General features: G+C 63.8%; 19 protein-coding genes. 13 read left to right on the top strand and 6 right to left on the bottom strand.

Annotated features, from left to right (window positions below; translation table 11 throughout):
* Positions 1 to 82 precede the first annotated feature (82 nt).
* The 3 genes from ACSMXN_RS24420 to ACSMXN_RS24410 all read right to left on the bottom strand — a co-directional run bounded on the left by ACSMXN_RS24420 (position 83) and on the right by ACSMXN_RS24410 (position 1981).
* Positions 83 to 667: an SRPBCC domain-containing protein gene (locus ACSMXN_RS24420; RefSeq protein ID WP_022916076.1), complete on the bottom strand. Its 585-nt coding sequence runs from the start codon at positions 665 to 667 to the stop codon at positions 83 to 85.
* Positions 664 to 1026, bottom strand: a complete 363-nt coding sequence (locus tag ACSMXN_RS24415; protein WP_022916075.1) for a metalloregulator ArsR/SmtB family transcription factor — start codon at positions 1024 to 1026, stop codon at positions 664 to 666. Before ACSMXN_RS24415 ends, ACSMXN_RS24420 begins: the two co-directional genes overlap by 4 nt.
* Before the next feature lie 109 nt (positions 1027 to 1135).
* Positions 1136 to 1981 carry an oxidoreductase gene (locus ACSMXN_RS24410; protein WP_022916074.1) on the bottom strand — a complete coding sequence of 282 codons (846 nt, stop codon included), beginning with the start codon at positions 1979 to 1981 and terminating at the stop codon, positions 1136 to 1138.
* A 59-nt stretch (positions 1982 to 2040) separates the two neighbouring features.
* Here ACSMXN_RS24410 and ACSMXN_RS24405 point away from each other — a divergent pair, with 59 nt between their 5' ends.
* From ACSMXN_RS24405 to ACSMXN_RS24385, 5 genes are all read left to right on the top strand, one after another.
* Positions 2041 to 2769 (top strand): TetR/AcrR family transcriptional regulator, encoded by a 729-nt coding sequence (locus ACSMXN_RS24405; protein ID WP_022916073.1) that lies wholly within the window; start codon positions 2041 to 2043, stop codon positions 2767 to 2769.
* A 107-nt stretch (positions 2770 to 2876) separates the two neighbouring features.
* Complete coding sequence (locus ACSMXN_RS24400) at positions 2877 to 3059, top strand: hypothetical protein (RefSeq protein WP_155958566.1); 183 nt, start codon at positions 2877 to 2879, stop codon at positions 3057 to 3059.
* A 126-nt stretch (positions 3060 to 3185) separates the two neighbouring features.
* Positions 3186 to 3938, top strand: coding sequence for a Pr6Pr family membrane protein (locus ACSMXN_RS24395; RefSeq protein WP_455407797.1), 753 nt, complete (start codon positions 3186 to 3188; stop codon positions 3936 to 3938).
* Positions 3939 to 4243: 305 nt separating this feature from the next.
* The gene (locus ACSMXN_RS24390; protein WP_022915581.1) at positions 4244 to 4606 is read left to right on the top strand and encodes a YciI family protein; all 363 of its coding nucleotides are present in this window, start codon (positions 4244 to 4246) and stop codon (positions 4604 to 4606) included.
* A gap of 2 nt (positions 4607 to 4608) precedes the next feature.
* The gene (locus tag ACSMXN_RS24385) at positions 4609 to 5859 is read left to right on the top strand and encodes an RNA polymerase sigma factor (RefSeq protein WP_022915582.1); all 1251 of its coding nucleotides are present in this window, start codon (positions 4609 to 4611) and stop codon (positions 5857 to 5859) included.
* Positions 5860 to 5861: 2 nt separating this feature from the next.
* Here ACSMXN_RS24385 and ACSMXN_RS24380 read toward each other — a convergent pair whose 3' ends face one another.
* Entirely contained in the window at positions 5862 to 6896 is a 1035-nt protein-coding gene (locus ACSMXN_RS24380) for a zinc-binding dehydrogenase (RefSeq protein ID WP_022915583.1), read from the bottom strand.
* 106 nt (positions 6897 to 7002) lie between these two features.
* Between ACSMXN_RS24380 and ACSMXN_RS24375 the strand changes: the two genes are divergently transcribed.
* Both ACSMXN_RS24375 and ACSMXN_RS24370 read left to right on the top strand, forming a co-directional pair.
* On the top strand, positions 7003 to 7323 hold the full coding sequence (locus ACSMXN_RS24375; RefSeq protein ID WP_022915584.1) for a metalloregulator ArsR/SmtB family transcription factor: 321 nt from the start codon (positions 7003 to 7005) through the stop codon (positions 7321 to 7323).
* A gap of 19 nt (positions 7324 to 7342) precedes the next feature.
* Complete coding sequence (locus ACSMXN_RS24370; RefSeq protein WP_081649367.1) at positions 7343 to 8107, top strand: SRPBCC domain-containing protein; 765 nt, start codon at positions 7343 to 7345, stop codon at positions 8105 to 8107.
* 22 nt (positions 8108 to 8129) lie between these two features.
* Here ACSMXN_RS24370 and ACSMXN_RS24365 read toward each other — a convergent pair whose 3' ends face one another.
* A complete protein-coding gene (locus tag ACSMXN_RS24365; protein ID WP_022915586.1) occupies positions 8130 to 8546 on the bottom strand; it encodes a MarR family winged helix-turn-helix transcriptional regulator in 417 nt (138 codons plus the stop codon).
* A 253-nt stretch (positions 8547 to 8799) separates the two neighbouring features.
* Between ACSMXN_RS24365 and ACSMXN_RS24360 the strand changes: the two genes are divergently transcribed.
* The 4 genes from ACSMXN_RS24360 to ilvA all read left to right on the top strand — a co-directional run bounded on the left by ACSMXN_RS24360 (position 8800) and on the right by ilvA (position 12923).
* Positions 8800 to 10563 (top strand): ABC transporter transmembrane domain-containing protein, encoded by a 1764-nt coding sequence (locus tag ACSMXN_RS24360; protein ID WP_027140000.1) that lies wholly within the window; start codon positions 8800 to 8802, stop codon positions 10561 to 10563.
* A 108-nt stretch (positions 10564 to 10671) separates the two neighbouring features.
* The gene (locus tag ACSMXN_RS24355) at positions 10672 to 11094 is read left to right on the top strand and encodes an ArsR/SmtB family transcription factor (RefSeq protein ID WP_455407796.1); all 423 of its coding nucleotides are present in this window, start codon (positions 10672 to 10674) and stop codon (positions 11092 to 11094) included.
* Positions 11091 to 11588: an SRPBCC family protein gene (locus ACSMXN_RS24350; protein WP_022915589.1), complete on the top strand. Its 498-nt coding sequence runs from the start codon at positions 11091 to 11093 to the stop codon at positions 11586 to 11588. The genes ACSMXN_RS24355 and ACSMXN_RS24350 overlap by 4 nt, the downstream gene beginning before the upstream one ends.
* A 90-nt stretch (positions 11589 to 11678) precedes the next feature.
* On the top strand, positions 11679 to 12923 hold the full coding sequence (gene ilvA / locus ACSMXN_RS24345) for a threonine ammonia-lyase IlvA (RefSeq protein ID WP_455407655.1): 1245 nt from the start codon (positions 11679 to 11681) through the stop codon (positions 12921 to 12923).
* Positions 12924 to 12951: 28 nt separating this feature from the next.
* Here the strand turns inward: ilvA and ACSMXN_RS24340 are convergent, their stop codons facing one another.
* A complete protein-coding gene (locus tag ACSMXN_RS24340; protein ID WP_022915591.1) occupies positions 12952 to 13923 on the bottom strand; it encodes an EamA family transporter in 972 nt (323 codons plus the stop codon).
* 96 nt (positions 13924 to 14019) lie between these two features.
* On the opposite strand from ACSMXN_RS24340, the gene ACSMXN_RS24335 reads away from it, so the two are divergent.
* Positions 14020 to 14673, top strand: a complete 654-nt coding sequence (locus ACSMXN_RS24335; protein ID WP_022915592.1) for a CGNR zinc finger domain-containing protein — start codon at positions 14020 to 14022, stop codon at positions 14671 to 14673.
* Positions 14666 to 16444, top strand: coding sequence for a DEAD/DEAH box helicase (locus ACSMXN_RS24330; RefSeq protein ID WP_022915593.1), 1779 nt, complete (start codon positions 14666 to 14668; stop codon positions 16442 to 16444). The genes ACSMXN_RS24335 and ACSMXN_RS24330 overlap by 8 nt, the downstream gene beginning before the upstream one ends.
* Positions 16445 to 16449: the final 5 nt, after the last annotated feature.

Genomic DNA, 16449 nt, shown 5'->3' with positions numbered 1-16449 from the left:
GGCCGGTCACTCTTATGACACCTCGCCTCGGATGAATGTGACCGATGGACGAGAGGAGCCTTCGTGCAGTGCGGCTTGACGGTTACGGCTTCTTGTCAGCCTCGAGTAGATCGGCCAACGCAGCCATGCTTTGATCAATTGCCGGTCGCAATTCGTCGCGAAGGTGTAGCAGCGACGGATCGACGTCATCGCCGAGCTCACCTCGCAGATGCAGGTCGAGCGTCACCAAGCGTGGGCCGTAACCGCCGCCCATGCAGTACACGGCGTCGAAGATTTGACCGCCGATCTCATGCGTATCGATCGTTGTCGCGTGCTCGAACTCGAGGACGGTCGCGCCGTTCTCTCCTACGGACAAACGCAATTCGATCTCATCCGGCGCCGGGTCGACTCCGCCGAGAGCGACGGTGAGCAGATTGGGCGCCTCGCAGCGGATGACCTTGCCCGGCCCGAAGTCCCCCTGGCTGAAGCTGCCGCCAACTTTGAGGTCGCCTTCTACCGGCGCGTACCAACGGCGAAGGCGAGCTGGGTTTGTACATGCGTCCCAAACGTCCTCGATCGGGGCGTCGTAGGTTCGACGAAAGACTGCACAGCGCGCTTCGCCGGCCGGGATCTGGCGGCGCCGTAACTCGTGGGTGGTCTTGGTTGCGTCTTCGGTTTCGGTAGTCATTTCTTGTTCATTCCTTTCGCAATGGAGGTGTCAGCGCGGCGTTCGCGCTTGCCGCGGGCCAATTCGGTGCCGAGTGCGTCCAGTCGCTGCGTCCAGAAGCGCCGGTACGGATCGAGCCACTCGTCGACTTCTCGCAACGGCTCGGCGTCCACCGAATAAAGCCTGCGGGTTCCCTCGGCCCGCACTGTCGTGAAACCGCTGTCGCGCAGAACCCGCAGGTGCTGCGAGACCGCTGGTTGGGATATGCCGAACTCGGCCTGCACCACAGCACCGATCTCACCCGCAGATTGTTCGCCGTCTGCGAGCAGCTCCAGGATGCGACGCCGGATCGGGTCACCAAGGATGTCAAGAGCGTGCACGAGGCAAGAATATAGGCAGCCACTTATATAAGCAAGCCCTAATTAAACCTCCGCGAATCGTGTAACGCTCGGCATCGATACGGTGCCGAGCGTTACACGATTCACGGGGTTAGGCGGGCAGATCGGGTTCGTCGAAGTCAGCCGCTTCGCTGAGATAACGCCAGCGTGCGTTCTCCTCGATCCGGGCCCGATCGGCGCCGTCGGTAGTGGCCAGGGCTGCCTTTCCGAGCAGCAGTTGAAGCGGCGGGTCGTCCATTTTCGCAACCTGCAAGATGACCTGGGCCGCCCTGGCGGGGTCACCAGGCTCCTTGCCGGTGCGTTTGCGAACCAGCTCGGCCAGGGCACCCACGGTGGGACGGTAGTCCGGACCGATCTCCTTGATCTGCATGGACGATCCTGCCCAGTCGGTTCGAAACGCGCCGGGTTCGATGACGGTCACCTTGATTCCGATTGGGCCAACTTCCTTTGCCAGCACACCGGAAAAGCCCTCGACCCCGAACTTGGCTGTCTGGTAAGGACCAAGGCCTGGCGCCGTTCCGCGACCGCCCACCGACGAGAACTGGATGATGTGCCCAGCGCGCTGCGCGTGAAACACCGGCAAGGCGGCCTTGGTCACGTTGATCGTCCCCCACAGATTGGTTTCGATCTGGGTACGAAAGTCGGCCAACGACGTCTCCTCGATCGAAGCGATATCGCTGTAGCCGGCATTGTTGACCAAAACGTCGAGCCGCCCGAAGGCATCGGTCGCCGCAGCGATCGCAGCCTCGGCGGCCACCGGGTCCGTCACGTCGAGCGGCACGCCGCGGACCTGATCGCCGTACTGGTCGACGAGGTCTTGCAACTGTTCAGGTGTGCGTGCGGTCGCGATCAACTGATCGCCCGAGGCGAGGACGGCCTCGGCGAGGTTGCGCCCAAAGCCGCGAGAACTGCCGGTGATCAACCAAACCTTCGTCATGGCAGTTAGTACAACACCGTTCTGTTAACAAGTCAACGGCGTTGCGCTATTCTGAACGCGTGATCGAGAGCGCACAGGCCTTTCAGCGGGCCCGCAGCCCCGAGCACAAACATCAGCGGTACGAGGCGATCCTTGCTGCTGCCCGGACGCTTGCGCTGCGCGAGGGTGTGCGAACGGTGACCCTGACCGATATCGCGGCCGAAGTGGGCGTGCACAAATCAGCGCTTTTGCGCTACTTCGAGACGCGGGAAGAGATCTACCTCAAGCTGACCGCCGAGGGCTGGAACGAGTGGGCGCGGGCAATGCACGTCGAGATCGACGGCTCCGCTCACGGAATCGTGTCCAGACGCACTGGCGGCTACCGCGGTGAGTCGGCAGTGGCCCTCGCGACCGCGCTGTCAAAGACCCTCACACAGCGTCCGTTGTTCTGTGATCTGCTTGCGCACGCGCCGCTAAACCTCGAGCGCAACGTGTCGCTGGAGTCCGTTCGCAACTTCAAGATCGAGGCTCTGACCGCGGTTGACGACTTGGCTGCGCTGGTAACCCGTGCCGTTCCCGAGCTTGGTGTGGGCGGTGGTCGCGAACTCATCGCAGCGATAAGTAACCTGGCCGGCTCGCTATGGCAGATCGCGCATCCGCCGGAGACACTCGTTGCACTCTATGCAGAGGACCCGCAATTAGCGCATGCCGCCGTGGACTTCGAGCCCAGGCTCAGCCGCCTCGCGTTGGTGCTTACCACTGGGCTGCTAAGCACATCGGTCGGAACAGGCGATGGTCCGGCAATTTAGGCCCCAGAGAACACGATCCGGGCAAACACAATCGGGCCCAACACGATCCGGGCAAACACGATCCGGGCAAACACGATCCGGGCAAACACGATCCGGCAAAATCTGTCATGACCGTCGCGAGTACTCAGCAGGCTTCCTCGCCGAATCAGGCGCACGACACCAACGGCTTCGCCCACGCTGGAACGGCGTCAGCGGGCAAGCACCGTTCGCAGGGCGCTGACGGTGCGCGTCACGCAAGCACCGCGGCCGACAGCGGAAAGCATCACGCCAGCTCCGGTGGGCACCGCTAGCCGCGTCCGCACGCCTTGATCGTCTCCGCGAGGCTGACCTGAACCATTTCGTTTCCTGAGCGGGCGTGGCCTTCGCGGAGGCGATCAATGGCGCGAGGCCAGGTCGCTATGCTCCGTCACGTGACGATGTCTCGTTCCGGACGAAATGCGGCCTCCATTTGGCATTTGCTAACGGGTCTGGTCATCATCACCGGCCTGATCTGGCAACTCGTTCTCGTCCTGCAGAACGTAAACGTGCTAGCAGACGCCGCAGGAAACCCACCGAGTTCGGCGACTCGTGTCATCCGATTCTTCAGCTACTTCACTGTCGAATCCAACATCCTGGTGGCGATTACGGCGCTCACGTTGGCACGCCGTCCTGATCGGGACGGCAAGGTGTGGCGGGTCCTTCGCTTGTGTGCCTTGTTCGGCATCATCGTCACCGGAATCGTTTATTCGACGTTGCTGCGTGGGGTTGTAGACCTTCATGGCGCGGCTGCCGTGACCAACGCGCTGCTGCATTACGCCGCTCCGCTGATGGCAGCCATCGGCTGGCTCCTGTTCGGCCCGCGGCCCCGCATCGACGAGAACACGCTGGTCCTGTCGCTGATCTGGCCGGCGCTCTACGTGATCTACACCTTCATTCATGGGGCGATCTCAAAGTGGTACCCATACCCGTTCATCGATGTGAACGTCCATGGCTATGTGACGGTGATTCGCAACGGCATCGCGTTGAACGTCCTGCTCATCGGTATTGGCGCGTTGTTGATGTGGCTGGACCACAGACTCCCCCGCGTGAACAGTGGGAGCAAAAGCACGAGTGATCAGCTGACAGCCGATCACCCCACAGGCGATACGACCGCAGAGAATCAGCCAGCGGAGACCGGTAGCCGGCCGTAGCGAATCGCCAGGTCCTGCGGCCACTCGACGATCATCGAGTCACCGTGAGCAACGGCTGACCAGGACGCCAGTGCCTCGCTTAACCGTTGCGAAATTCGCCTGACGACCGGCACGGCTGAGGTGATCTGAACGCCCAGCCTCCCGCCTTGATCGATGCTGTGGTGCCGGTTGAAGGAAGGACCGACGAGGCCCCCGCGCACCCGAAGTTCTTTCAGCGGACTTCTTTCAGCGATGTCGAGTAACGCCCACTGGCTCCGACTGATAGACAGAATGCCGAAGAGGCGTTCCCGACCTGAGGAGACACCGTGAAATACATGCTGATGATCTACGCCAACCAGGCGACCTGGGAGGCATTCTCGGCCGAGGAGCAGCGCAAGGGTATCGCTGAACAGGACGCTTTCAACAAGAGATTCTTCGAATCCGGGGAGCTACTCGGCGCGTACGGGCTTGCCGACGCCGTGGCAGCCAAGACCGTTCGGGTACGCCAGGGGGCGCCGACGGTTACGGACGGCCCGTACTTGGAATCGAAGGAATACCTGGCGAGCTACTACCTCATCGACTGTGACAGCGAAGAACGCGCGGTCGAGCTTGCCGCGGAGATGCCGTGGGCTTCGGTTAGCGCGGTGGAGCTGTGGCCGTTGTTGCACGAAGCAGGTAGCGAGGCCTAATAGTGCAACCGGACCAGCGTGTCGAGGATGTACTGCGGCGGTCGACGCCGCAGGTGCTCGGCGCGCTCGTTCGGCGCTATGGCCAATTCGACATCTGTGAGGATGCAGTGCAAGAAGCGCTGCTAGCAGCCGCCCAGCAATGGCCGGCCGAGGGCGTACCCGCGAATCCGTATGGCTGGTTGCTGAAGGTCGCCTCTCGACGACTCATCGATCAGGTCCGCAGCGAACAAGCCCGGCGACAGCGCGAGACGCGGCTCGCAGCCGCAACGCTCCCAGCGGACCTGATCGCGCCGCCGGCAAGCGACGGTCGCGGCCCCGACCGCGACGACACGCTGTCGCTGTTCTTCCTCTGTTGCCACCCAGCGCTGACACCGCCGACGCAGATCGCCCTCACACTGCGCGCCGTCGGCGGTCTCTCCACAGCCGACATCGCCGCCGCATTTCTGCTGCCGGAGTCCACTATGGCGCAGCGGATCTCTCGTGCAAAGCAGAAGATTCGCGACGCGGGCGCATCCTTCTCGATGCCGACTCAGGCGGAGTGGCCAGGCCGCCTGGACACAGTTCTAAAGGCGCTGTACCTCATCTTCAACGAGGGATACACGGCCTCGTCCGGATCCTTCCTCGCCCGGGCCGAGCTCAGTACCGAGGCGATTCGCCTGACTCGTGAGCTGAAACGCCTTGTGCCGCGCAACGGCGAGGTCGCCGGGCTGCTCGCGCTGATGCTGCTGACCGATGCCCGCAGGCTTGCCCGGGCCGACCCCGCTGGAAACTTGATTCCCCTTGCAGAGCAGGACCGAAGCCGTTGGAATCAGGCATACATTGCTGAGGGCGTCGAGCTGATCAGTAGCGCACTCTCGAGCACTCCGTTGGGTCCGTACCAGCTGCAGGCGGCGATCGCCGCGGTGCACGACGAGGCCCCGTCGGCCGCCGACACCGACTGGCCGCAGATACTTGCCCTGTACGAGACGTTGGATCGGATCGCTCCAAGCCCGGTCGTCACCCTGAATCGGGCAGTGGCCGTGTCGATGGTGACCGGGCCCCTGGCTGGCCTCGAGCTGCTCGAGTCGCTCAACGCCGACGGTGAGCTCCACGGCCACCATCGGGTGAACTCCGTGCGGGCACATCTCCTCGAGAGAGTCGGCCAGCCGGCGGCGGCTCGCACCGAGTACCTGCTTGCCGCGCGTCGTACGAATAGTCTGGCTGAGCGTCGGTTTCTCCTTGACCAGGCTGCCCGACTGGAGAGCCACGTGTGACCTCACGAAGCATCAAGCACGACCTTTCCGGTGGTGGCTCGCTCTTCCAGGGCCGCATGCGCGCCGGCTGCGTTCGGCAGCGCGAATATCTGGATCCATGGTTGCCACTCACCACGAGCTGCTCGGCCGAGTGCCTCAGTCTCGAGGCCTCGCAGACCGCCGGGTCGGTCAGTCATCCGCGGACCGAGAACCCAGGAGACCTTGATGCCGCGCTCTTCGGCAAGATCGGCCACATTGCGCGGCGTGTCCTTGCCCCTCGTAGATTCGTCCTCGACCTTGCTGGGTGACCCCGACGAGTACCCGAATTGCACGATGCGGCCGCCAGGCCTGACCAGGCGGGCGGCCTGAGTGCTCGGCGAGCCCCCCACACCGTCGAGCAACAAGGTCGGTGGCGTCGAGCCCAGCTGCTCGCGCAGCTGATCGGCCCACCCCGCTTGGGAATAGTCGACGGCGATGGCACCCAGTGAACGGATCTTCTCGAGCTTGCTGGACATCTGCTCCGTTGCGGTGCCGCTGGCACAGCCAACGACGGTGGCGCCGATGCGTACTGCCTCTTGGACGAGGAGGCTGCCGAGGCCTCCGGCCGCAGCGAGCACGAGCACGACGTCATCAGCAGCCATCTCCGCCAGCTCCAGTACGCCGACAGCGGTGCGGCCGGTGCCGATCATCGCGATAGCCGTGGCCGAATCGAGGCCTTCGATGTCGTGTAAGGACGACTGCTCTGCGACCGCGATCGTGGCATACCCGCCACTGGCCTGCCCGAGGTGGGCGACGACTCGCCGACCGAGCCAGGCGGAATCGACGTGCGGGCCGACAGCGGTCACAATGCCAGCGACTTCTCGTCCTGGTGTCATCGGCAGCGAAGGCAAGGGGAATGGGCCGCCTGCGACTCCCTTTCGGATGAGGGTGTCAATGAGGTGAACACCCGCCGAGTGAACCTCGACGGTCACCTGGCCATCGCCGGCCACCGGGTCGGGCACCTGTTCGTAGCGCAGCACGGCCGGTGGCCCGAACTCGTATTGCCTGATTGCGTACACAGCTAAACCGTAGAAGTTGAAGTCCGGTTCAGGTCAAGAGTGCGCCGAGGCGAGGCCGTTCGGGTGTTGAAAACCTGCAATGGTTGCTCTAGAGTAACCGTTGCCCATGAGTAACGAACCCGGAGTAGAGGCCGTGCTCGACGCACTCGGCGACCCGATGCGCCGGCGCATTCTCGAGTGCCTGCGAAGCGGCGAAAGACCGGTCGGCGAGCTTGCGCAGGACTTGCCGATAGGTCGGCCCGCGGTGAGCAAACACCTTCGAGTGCTGCAGAACGCAGGCCTTGTCGAACACTCCGCACGCGGGACCCGGAACCTGTACGCCTTGGCGCCAGACGGCTTGGACGAAGTTCAGCACTGGCTGGTGAACCTGTGGGGCACGAGTCTGCAGGCGTTCGCAGACTATGTCGTCGAGGTCGAGCAACGGTAACGACAGCAAAGGCAACGAGATGACTGACTCCGTGAATCTGCCCGAACCAAAGCGAATTGCTCCGGTCCGTCAGCAAGTGTGGGCTAGCGCCGACCTGGATCGCACCTTCGCGCTGTTCACCGAACGTATGACCGCCTGGTGGCCGCTGGCTGAGCACAGTGTCTTCGGTGACGGGACGGTCGCCTTCGAAGATGGCCGCTTGATAGAACGGTCCGGCGACCGGTCGTCGGTATGGGCAGAAGTCATCGAGTGGGACGCACCGCATCTGCTGCGGTTGGCGTGGCATCCGGGCAGCGAGGCGACCAGATCAACAGAGGTGCGCGTGAGCTTCACTCCTGACGGTGAGCGCACGCTGGTCCAGATCGAACATCGCGGGTGGGAGGTGCTCGCAGAGCCTGCAACTGCGGCCGACGAGTACCGCAACGGTTGGCCCGCGGTATTGGCGGCCCTCGCGACTGAAGCCGGCGGCGAACAGCCAGCTGCCGAGGAGTGGTACGCGTTGCTGCACCGCCCTGGTCCAGCGCTGGCTCCAGGGCAATCGGTCTTCGCGGCTGAGGCGTTCAGCGAGCACGTAGCTTTTCTGAATCGATTGCACGGGCTAGGCATGTTGGTCGCTGCCGGGCCACTGCCGGACGAGGACGGCGCGGGCATGACGATCGTCCGGGTCCGCCCTGAGCACGGCGACGTGGACGTGACTGCGATGGCCAGGACGGATGACCAATGTGTAGCTGGCGGATTTCTTGAGGTGACGGTGCGGCCCTGGCGAGTCATGTTCACTGCGTGACTAGCGGTTCAGCAGTGACGGCTCAATCGCGCAGCTTGCGAAGGATGCGCGCGAGTTGTTGGCGGTCGGTCTCGCTCAACGCCCCGAAAGACCGTTCTGCCTCCGCTGCTCGAGCCGCTCGGATGGCCTCCCCAGTGCGCCTGCCTTCGTCGGTGAGGGATATCAGGGTTGCGCGGCGGTCGTCAGGGTCTGGGTGGCGCTCGAGGAAGCCGTGCTCCTGAAGCACGTCGACGACCTCCGTGGTCGACCGTGGGGCAATTCTCAGGTGTTCGGAAAGGTCACTCAGTCGCATCTGGCCGTGCCGCATGAGCACGCCGAGGGCGCGGGAATGAGAAGGGGAAATCTGCCACGGCGCCAGTGTCTCGCGTGACGTGTGACGAAGTTTGCGGGCGACTGACCAGAACGCCTCGGACAGCGTCTCGTCGCGTTCATCGCCCACGGGAATACGATATCAGTGACTACTGTTGTACCCTCATGTTGAGGTAACCTCAGTAACGCGCCGACCAGCAGGTCTCAGTCGGCCACCTCAGCACTTGGCGCGCGGTTCGGCCGCGGCCCCTGACATCACAGGTATCGAGCACGACGCTCGCCCCCATCTACACGGGGTGGTTCCCTTGGAATCCAACAATTCAGATTTGAGAAATAGCGCGGCTCCAGCCCGCTCTGGCCGACCCGGCCGCGGCTCTGCGACGGTGACGGCCGCTGAAAAGGTGCAGGCGCGCGAAGTCTCACTGCGCCGCATCGGCAAACTCTTCACCGCTTACAAAGGGCCGCTGACGGTCGTAGTCGGGATCATCGTCGCGTCCTCGATTGTTTCGATGGCCTCGCCCTTCCTGTTGCGGGCAGTCATCGACAAGGCGCTCCCGCGCCAGGACGTGACTCTGCTCGTCTGGCTGGTACTCGGCATGCTCGCCGTAGCGGCAATCACGGCCGCCTTCGGTGTCGTCCAGACCTGGATCAGCACGAGGATCGGTCAGCAGGTCATGCATCGCCTGCGGACGGACGTCTTCGCCCACCTGCAACGCCAATCGATCGCGTTCTTCACCAACACCCGCACCGGCGAGGTCCAATCACGGATCACCAACGACATTGGCGGCATGCAGTCAGTCGTTACCTCGACGGCAACTTCCATCGCGTCGAATCTAACTACCGCGGTCGCCACCATGGTGGCGATGGCAGCGCTCTCCTGGCGCCTGTCGTTGATCTCGCTGGTGGTCACGCCGCATCCTGGCGACCCGGCAATCCACCTGACTCGCCGGGTCGCCAGGATGCGGCGTGAGATCACTGGACAGCGACAGCGTGAGCTCGCTGATCTGAACGTCACGATCGAAGAGGGACTTTCCATCAGCGGAATCCAGCTGAGCAAGACCCTTGGCGCCGGGCCCTCGCTGGTCGACAGGTTCACCGCCTCGTCGATTCGGTTGATCGACTTGGAGCTGCGGTCAGAGCTGGCGGGCCGTTGGCGGATGGCCTCGATGAGCCTCATCTTCGCCGCCATACCTGCCGTGATCTATCTAAGCGCTGGCCTGCCGATGACGGCAGGTGCGATGACCATCGGCACGCTGGTCGCGTTCACTGCCCTGCAATCCGGTTTGTTCCGTCCACTGATGGGTCTGCTGAACGTCGGTGTGTCGATCACGAGTTCTCTCGCCTTGTTCGCACGGATCTTCGAGTACCTGGATCTGCCGATTGACGTTGACGATCCGATCAGCCCGGCCAAGGTCGAGCCAGCACGAATCAAGGGTGAGCTGCGCTTCGAGGACGTGACGTTCGCATACCCGGGCAGCGATTCAGCAGCCGTAGCCGGAGTAAACCTCACGGTACCGGCGGGGACCACGCTGGCCCTGGTTGGCGAGACCGGGTCTGGCAAGAGCACCATGGCTTCGCTGGTAGCGCGCCTGTATGACCCGACATCGGGGCGGGTGACGATCGACGGCATTGACCTGCGCGATCTGCGACTGTCTGATCTGGCAGCGATCGTCGGCGTTGTAAGCCAGGAGACGTATCTGCTGCACACCACGGTTCGAGAGAACTTGCGATACGCCAAGCCGGAAGCCACTGATGCAGAGATCGAGAACGCTGCCCGGGCTGCGCAGGTGCACGAACTGATCGCCGGCCTGCCGGACGGCTACGACACCGTCGTCGGGTCGCGAGGGCATCGGTTCTCTGGCGGGGAGAAGCAGCGCATCGCGATTGCCCGTACGCTTCTGCGCAATCCCCGCGTTCTCGTCCTGGATGAGGCTACGAGTGCTCTGGATACCGAGACCGAGCGGGCAGTGCAGCAGGCGTTCGACGTACTCGCTGCCGGACGCACGACGATCACGATCGCGCACCGGCTGTCCACTGTTCGCGATGCGGACCAGATTGCTGTTGTCGATCAGGGCCGAATCATCGAAACCGGAACGCACCACAGCCTCGTCGAGGACGCGGGCCGGTACGCCGCGCTTGCTTCGTAAAGCTCGGCTCGCGGGCATCAACTCAAGCCCTGCGAGGGACCTCTTGACACGGGTTGGCACGGCTGCCAGTATTCAACCCAGCAGTTAATCAACTGAATGGTTAAATATGTGATGACCGACGAGCTCAGCGCCACCTTCGCGGCCCTCGCCGACCCGACGCGCCGAGCGATTCTCGCCCGGCTCGCGACGAGCGAGGCGACCGTGAACGAGCTTGCTGAACCGTTTGCCATCAGCCTTCAGGCGATATCGAAACACCTGAAGGTTCTCGAAGGCGCCGGGCTGATAACTCGAGGTCGCGAGGGCCAGTTTCGCCCGTGCCGGCTCGAGGCCGCGCCGTTGCAAACCGCGGCGGAATGGATCGAGGGCCAGCGCGCGATCTGGAATGACCGCTTCGACCAGCTCGAGAAGCACCTTCGTCAACTTCAGCAACGTCAGCGCCGGGCCGCTGGTGAGGACCCGCTTAACGGCGCACCGGCAGCAGCGAATCCCCCAGCAGCGAATCCCCCAGCAAAGAAGGGCAGAAAGCCATGAGCGATGTAACGAGCCCGGCAGCGGGCCAAACAGCAGGCACGGTTCCCACGTCTCCCAACGCGCCGTCTGATCTCGGCGAGGTCACCATCGTTCGCGAGTTTGACGCCCCGCGCGAACTCGTGTTCAAGGCGTTCGTCGATCCCGCGCAGTTTGTGATGTTCTGGGGGCCGACCGGTACCCACGTGCCGATCGAGACCGTAGTCATCGAGCCGTGGGCAGGCGGCCGCTTTGAAAGCGTCATGGTCGCCGATGACGGCAGTGGCGAGTATCCGACGAAAGCTACTTTCGTCGAGGTGACTGAGCCCGAGGTCTTTGCCTTCGCTGAATTGGAGTTGGGAATCACCTCGACCGGCACTCTCACTGATCTGGGCGGTGGTCGCTGTCGACTGGTCATCCACCAAACCAACGTGCCGCCCGAGTATCGAACTCCCGAGGCACTGGCGGGTTTCAACACCAGCCTGGACCGTCTGGCGCAGTATCTCGCCACGCTTTGAGCTAGCGTGGCCGCACTGGCTTTGAGTTAGCGCTGCCGCGGTGGGCGGGTCGCTGAGGCACACAGCTGATGGCCTCGGCAGACTGTGCAGGTGACTGTTGATGCGGCGATGGTGGATTCTGCCTCGGTGAGATTGGCCGGGGTGGTGGCCAATACTCCCCTGGAGCGTAATGATCGACTGTCCGAACTGATTTCGGGCGAGGTCTGGCTCAAACGCGAAGATCTGCAAACCGTGCGGTCCTACAAGGTGCGCGGCGCCTACAACCTCATCGCACAACTCGACGCGTTGGCACGAGCTGCCGGCGTCGTGGGCGCCAGTGCCGGCAATCACGCACAGGGCCTCGCATATGCCTGCGCGGCTCTTGGCGTGCACGGCAGGGTCTACCTGCCAAGGACGACGCCGCGTCAGAAGCGCGATCGCATCGCCGCGCTCGGAGGCGAGATGGTCGATGTGATCGTGGCCGGCGATACCTACGACGAGGCGTCCGCGGTTGCAACGTCTGACGCTCAATCCTCTGGCGCCACCTTGGTGCCTGCCTTCGATGACCCACGCACGATCGCCGGCCAAGGCACAGTCGCAAAGGACGTCCTATCCCAACTCGGTTTCGCACCCGATGTACTGGTGATCCCGGTCGGCGGCGGAGGTCTGCTTGCCGGATCGGTCGCGTGGCTCGGTGAGCGACACCCGGAGGTGCGGGTCATCGGTGTCGAACCGGCTGGGGCGGCGTCCGTTGCGGCGGCACTGGCTGCTGGCGGCCCGGTCACGCTCGCAGAGTTGGACAGTTTCGTCGATGGCGCAGCGGTTCGCCGTGCGGGCGACGTCACGTATCCGCTGATTGCAGCCTCGAACGCCGAACTCGTCGCTATCGCTGAAGGTCGGGTATGCATGGAGATGCTGTCGCTGTATCAAGCGGACGGCATCATCGCCGAGCCTGCGGGCGCACTGGCCAGCGCCGCACTCGGTGGCGCCTTCACCGTTGCCGACGGTGCCTCGGTGGTCTGCATTGTCTCCGGCGGCAACAACGACGTCAGTCGTTACGCCGAGGTTGTTGAACGAGCCCTGGTGCACGAGGGTCGTAAGCACTACTTTCTCGTTGATTTTCCTCAAGAACCCGGTGCGCTACGGCGCTTTCTGGACGAGGTGCTCGGACCTGACGACGACATCACCCTGTTCGAGTACGTCAAGCGCAGCAACCGCGAAACGGGGCCGGCGCTCGTCGGTATTGAACTGTCGCGCCCGGAGGATTTGCCCGCTCTGTTGGCCCGGATGGAGGCCTCACCGCCGCATATCGAGATGGTGTCGACGTCCAGCCCGCTGTTTCGTTTCCTGCTTTAGGCCGGTGGTTTTGCAGCCCGGTGGTTCGCTACCGCGCAGGCTCGTCCTGCCTGACCAGGGTTACCCCGGCGAGAATGCATGCGCCGCCGAAGAGTTGCCAGGCGTGCGGCCATTCCCCAAGCAGCAACCAGGATGCGAGTACCGCAAACAAGACCTCGGTCAGCGCCACGAATGATGCGAGCTTGGCTCCGAGCCGACCGATCGCAGCGACTCCCGTCAGGTACGCGATGACAGTAGGGACGAGTACCAGCAGGGCGCCCGGCACGAACCACGCGAAGTCGTTACCAGCCAGGCGCGTGGTGTTCGCGGTGAAGGTGAGCGGGGCGAGACCGATGACTCCCGCGATCGCCACTGCGGCGGCGCCGACGGTGGTGCCACCGGCGGCGAGCAACAGCGGAGGTAGGTCGTCCTGCTGGTTGCCCGCCATGACGAAGTAACAGCACAGGCACAGCGCGGCGGTCAGCCCCCACGCGACCCCGATGAGGTTGACCGATACACCGCTACCGATGCCTACAACGAAACCCATGCCGATGACCGCGACTGCCGCTCCGAGGCTGGTTCGCCGACCGGGGGCCCGCTTGGTTCGCCACCACGACCAGAAGATCATCAGCACCGGCGCCAGATACTCGATCATCAAAGCGACCCCGACCGACAGGTAGTGCACCGCGTTGAAGAAACAGATCTGAAGGCCGCCCACCGCGACAACGCCATAGAGGAGCAGCGTCTTCGAGTTTCGCCACAGGCTCCTCCACTGACCGCGCAGCAGGAGCAAGGTCGGTATGGCCAGGACGGCAGCCGCTCCGGCCAGCCGAAGTAGCACCGCCGCCCCCGCCGACCAGCCCGCGTCGAGCAATGACTTCGCCAGCGGCCCGGACAGCCCGAACGTCGCAGCAGACAGCATCGCCAGGCTCAGTCCGGTCCGCGACGCCCGGGACGCGGTCGGTCGGCCGGCGATTACGCCGTCAGCTGCCGGAATAGCGGCCTGAGCCACCTTTGACACAGCGTCACTCCCGTCAGACCGGCTTCCGGTGAAGCTTGTCACTACCTAAAGTCATCTATGGTGATGACACTAGAGTTAGGCGGGTAAGGAGTCAACATGCTTTTTGCTCATGACACCGAAGTTGCTCTGGTGGCTGCCGCCGCGCTGGTCAACACCGACCTGAACGGTGTCGACGCACTGGCCGAACCGGATGGCCGCCAGGGTCTGGACGACTTCCTGCGCGCGTACCCCTACACCGGCCTGATTGCCGGCGACGGAGCCGAACTCAGCGCCGTTCGCGCGCTTCGCGATCGGCTCCGTGCTGTGTGGTCCGCCGCAGAATCGTCGGCTGAAAGCCCGGGCGGCGAGGCGGTCACTGCCGCGGTCGGCATCGTCAACGCGCTGCTCGCCGACGCTGGCGCCCAGCCGTACCTCACCCGTCACGACGAGTGGGATTGGCACCTGCACGTCACCGAACCTGACGCGCCGTTGGTCGAGCGGATCGGGGCGGAGGCGGCCATGGGATTTGTCGATCTCATCCGTTCCAACGAGCTGTCGCGGTTGCGTCATTGTGCGGCCGATGATTGCGATGCGGTGCTCGTCGATTTCTCAAGAAACTCGTCTCGGCGTTACTGCGACACCGGAAACTGCGGTAACCGCGCCAACGTCGCCGCGTATCGCGCCCGAAAGGCTGCCCGTACCGAACCGGGGATTGGGACTGGTCGGCCCGACGACCCCTCGCGGGCCGGTAGGCTCGACCCTGATGAGTAACCCTGAAAATGAACCCCAACCGTCCTTCGCCGACCTCGGTATCGGCGAGCCGGTTCTGCGCGCGCTGTCTGACGTAGGCTACGAAACCCCCTCGCCGATTCAGGCCGCAACAATTCCGCCGCTGATGGCTGGACGCCACGTGGTCGGCCTTGCCCAGACCGGTACTGGCAAAACCGCTGCGTTCGCGCTGCCGATTCTGTCGCGCATCGATCTGAACCAGCGAACTCCGCAAGCTCTGATCCTGGCGCCGACCCGCGAGTTGGCGTTGCAGGTTTCCGAGGCGATCAGCAGGTACGCGCACTACCTTCCGGGCCTCAATGTGCTGCCCATCTATGGCGGGCAGAGCTACGGCATCCAACTTTCCGGCCTGCGCCGCGGTGCCCACATCATCGTGGGCACTCCCGGTCGGATCATGGACCACCTCGACAAGAAGACCCTCGACCTGACCGAGCTGCGCTTTCTCGTTCTCGACGAGGCCGATGAGATGCTCAACATGGGATTCGCTGAGGACGTCGAAACAATCCTCGCTGACACGCCCGACGACAAGCAGGTTGCGCTGTTCTCTGCGACTATGCCGAGCCAGATCCGTCGGATCGCGAAGAAGTATCTGAACGACGCTGCCGAGATCACCGTCAAGTCCAAGACGATGACGTTGGCCAACACCCGTCAGCGATATATCTATCTCGCGCATTCGGCAAAGATGGACGCTCTCACGCGCATCCTCGAAGTCGAGACCTTCGACGCGATGATCATCTTCGTCCGCACGAAATCAGCCACCGAGGACGTCGCCGAGCGGCTACGTGCACGAGGTCATTCAGCCGCCGCGATCAACGGTGATCTCGTGCAAGCCCAGCGGGAGCGAACAATCGGTCAGCTCAAGTCCGGCGCGCTCGACATCCTGGTGGCGACGGACGTCGCGGCCCGCGGCCTCGACGTCGAGCGGATCAGCCACGTCGTCAACTACGACATCCCGCAGGATTCCGAGTCCTACGTCCACCGCATCGGCCGGACGGGTCGAGCCGGACGGTCGGGCGAGGCGTTGCTGTTCGTGACACCACGAGAGAAGGGGTTGCTGGCCTCCATCGAGCGAGCCACCAGGCAACCGATCACCGAGATGTCGATTCCTTCGGTGGACGACGTGAACGCCCAACGGGTCACGAAGTTCACCGATTCGATCACCGCCAGCCTGGACTCTCCGGAGCTGGGTTTTTTCCGCACCTTGATCACCGAGTACGAACAGGAACATGACATTCCGGTGGCTGATATCGCCGCCGCGCTTGCCGTGTTGTCCCAGGACGACAAGTCTTTCTTGCTCAAGCCCGATCCGCCGGCCGTGAAGAAGAAAGACCGGGATCGTGAACGACCCCGGGACCGCGAGGGCGTCGAGGCGCGTCCTACGACTCGGGTCGCCGGCCCCAGGGCGCACGGCAAACACAAGTCGGACGTGCCGATGGCCAAGTACCGCATCGCAGTCGGGCGCCGGCACAAGGTGCAGCCCGGCGCAATAGTTGGCGCGCTGGCCAACGAAGGCGGCCTCAGCCGTGGGGACTTCGGCCACATAGACATCCATGGCGACCACACCCTGGTCGAGCTGCCGGCCGACCTTTCCGATCGGACCTTCCAGGCGCTGGAGCGCACTCGGGTGTCCGGTCAGCTCATCCACCTCACCCGCGACGACGGGCCGCCGCCCCGTCGCCGGGTCTCGTCCACCGAGCCGCCGCATTCCAGCAAGGTCGGCGCGAAGTTCAAGAAGCCGCGCCACCAGCACTGACCTGT

Source organism: Parajatrophihabitans canadensis, assembly GCF_053764775.1.
This window is presented reverse-complemented; position numbering and strand designations above follow the sequence as displayed.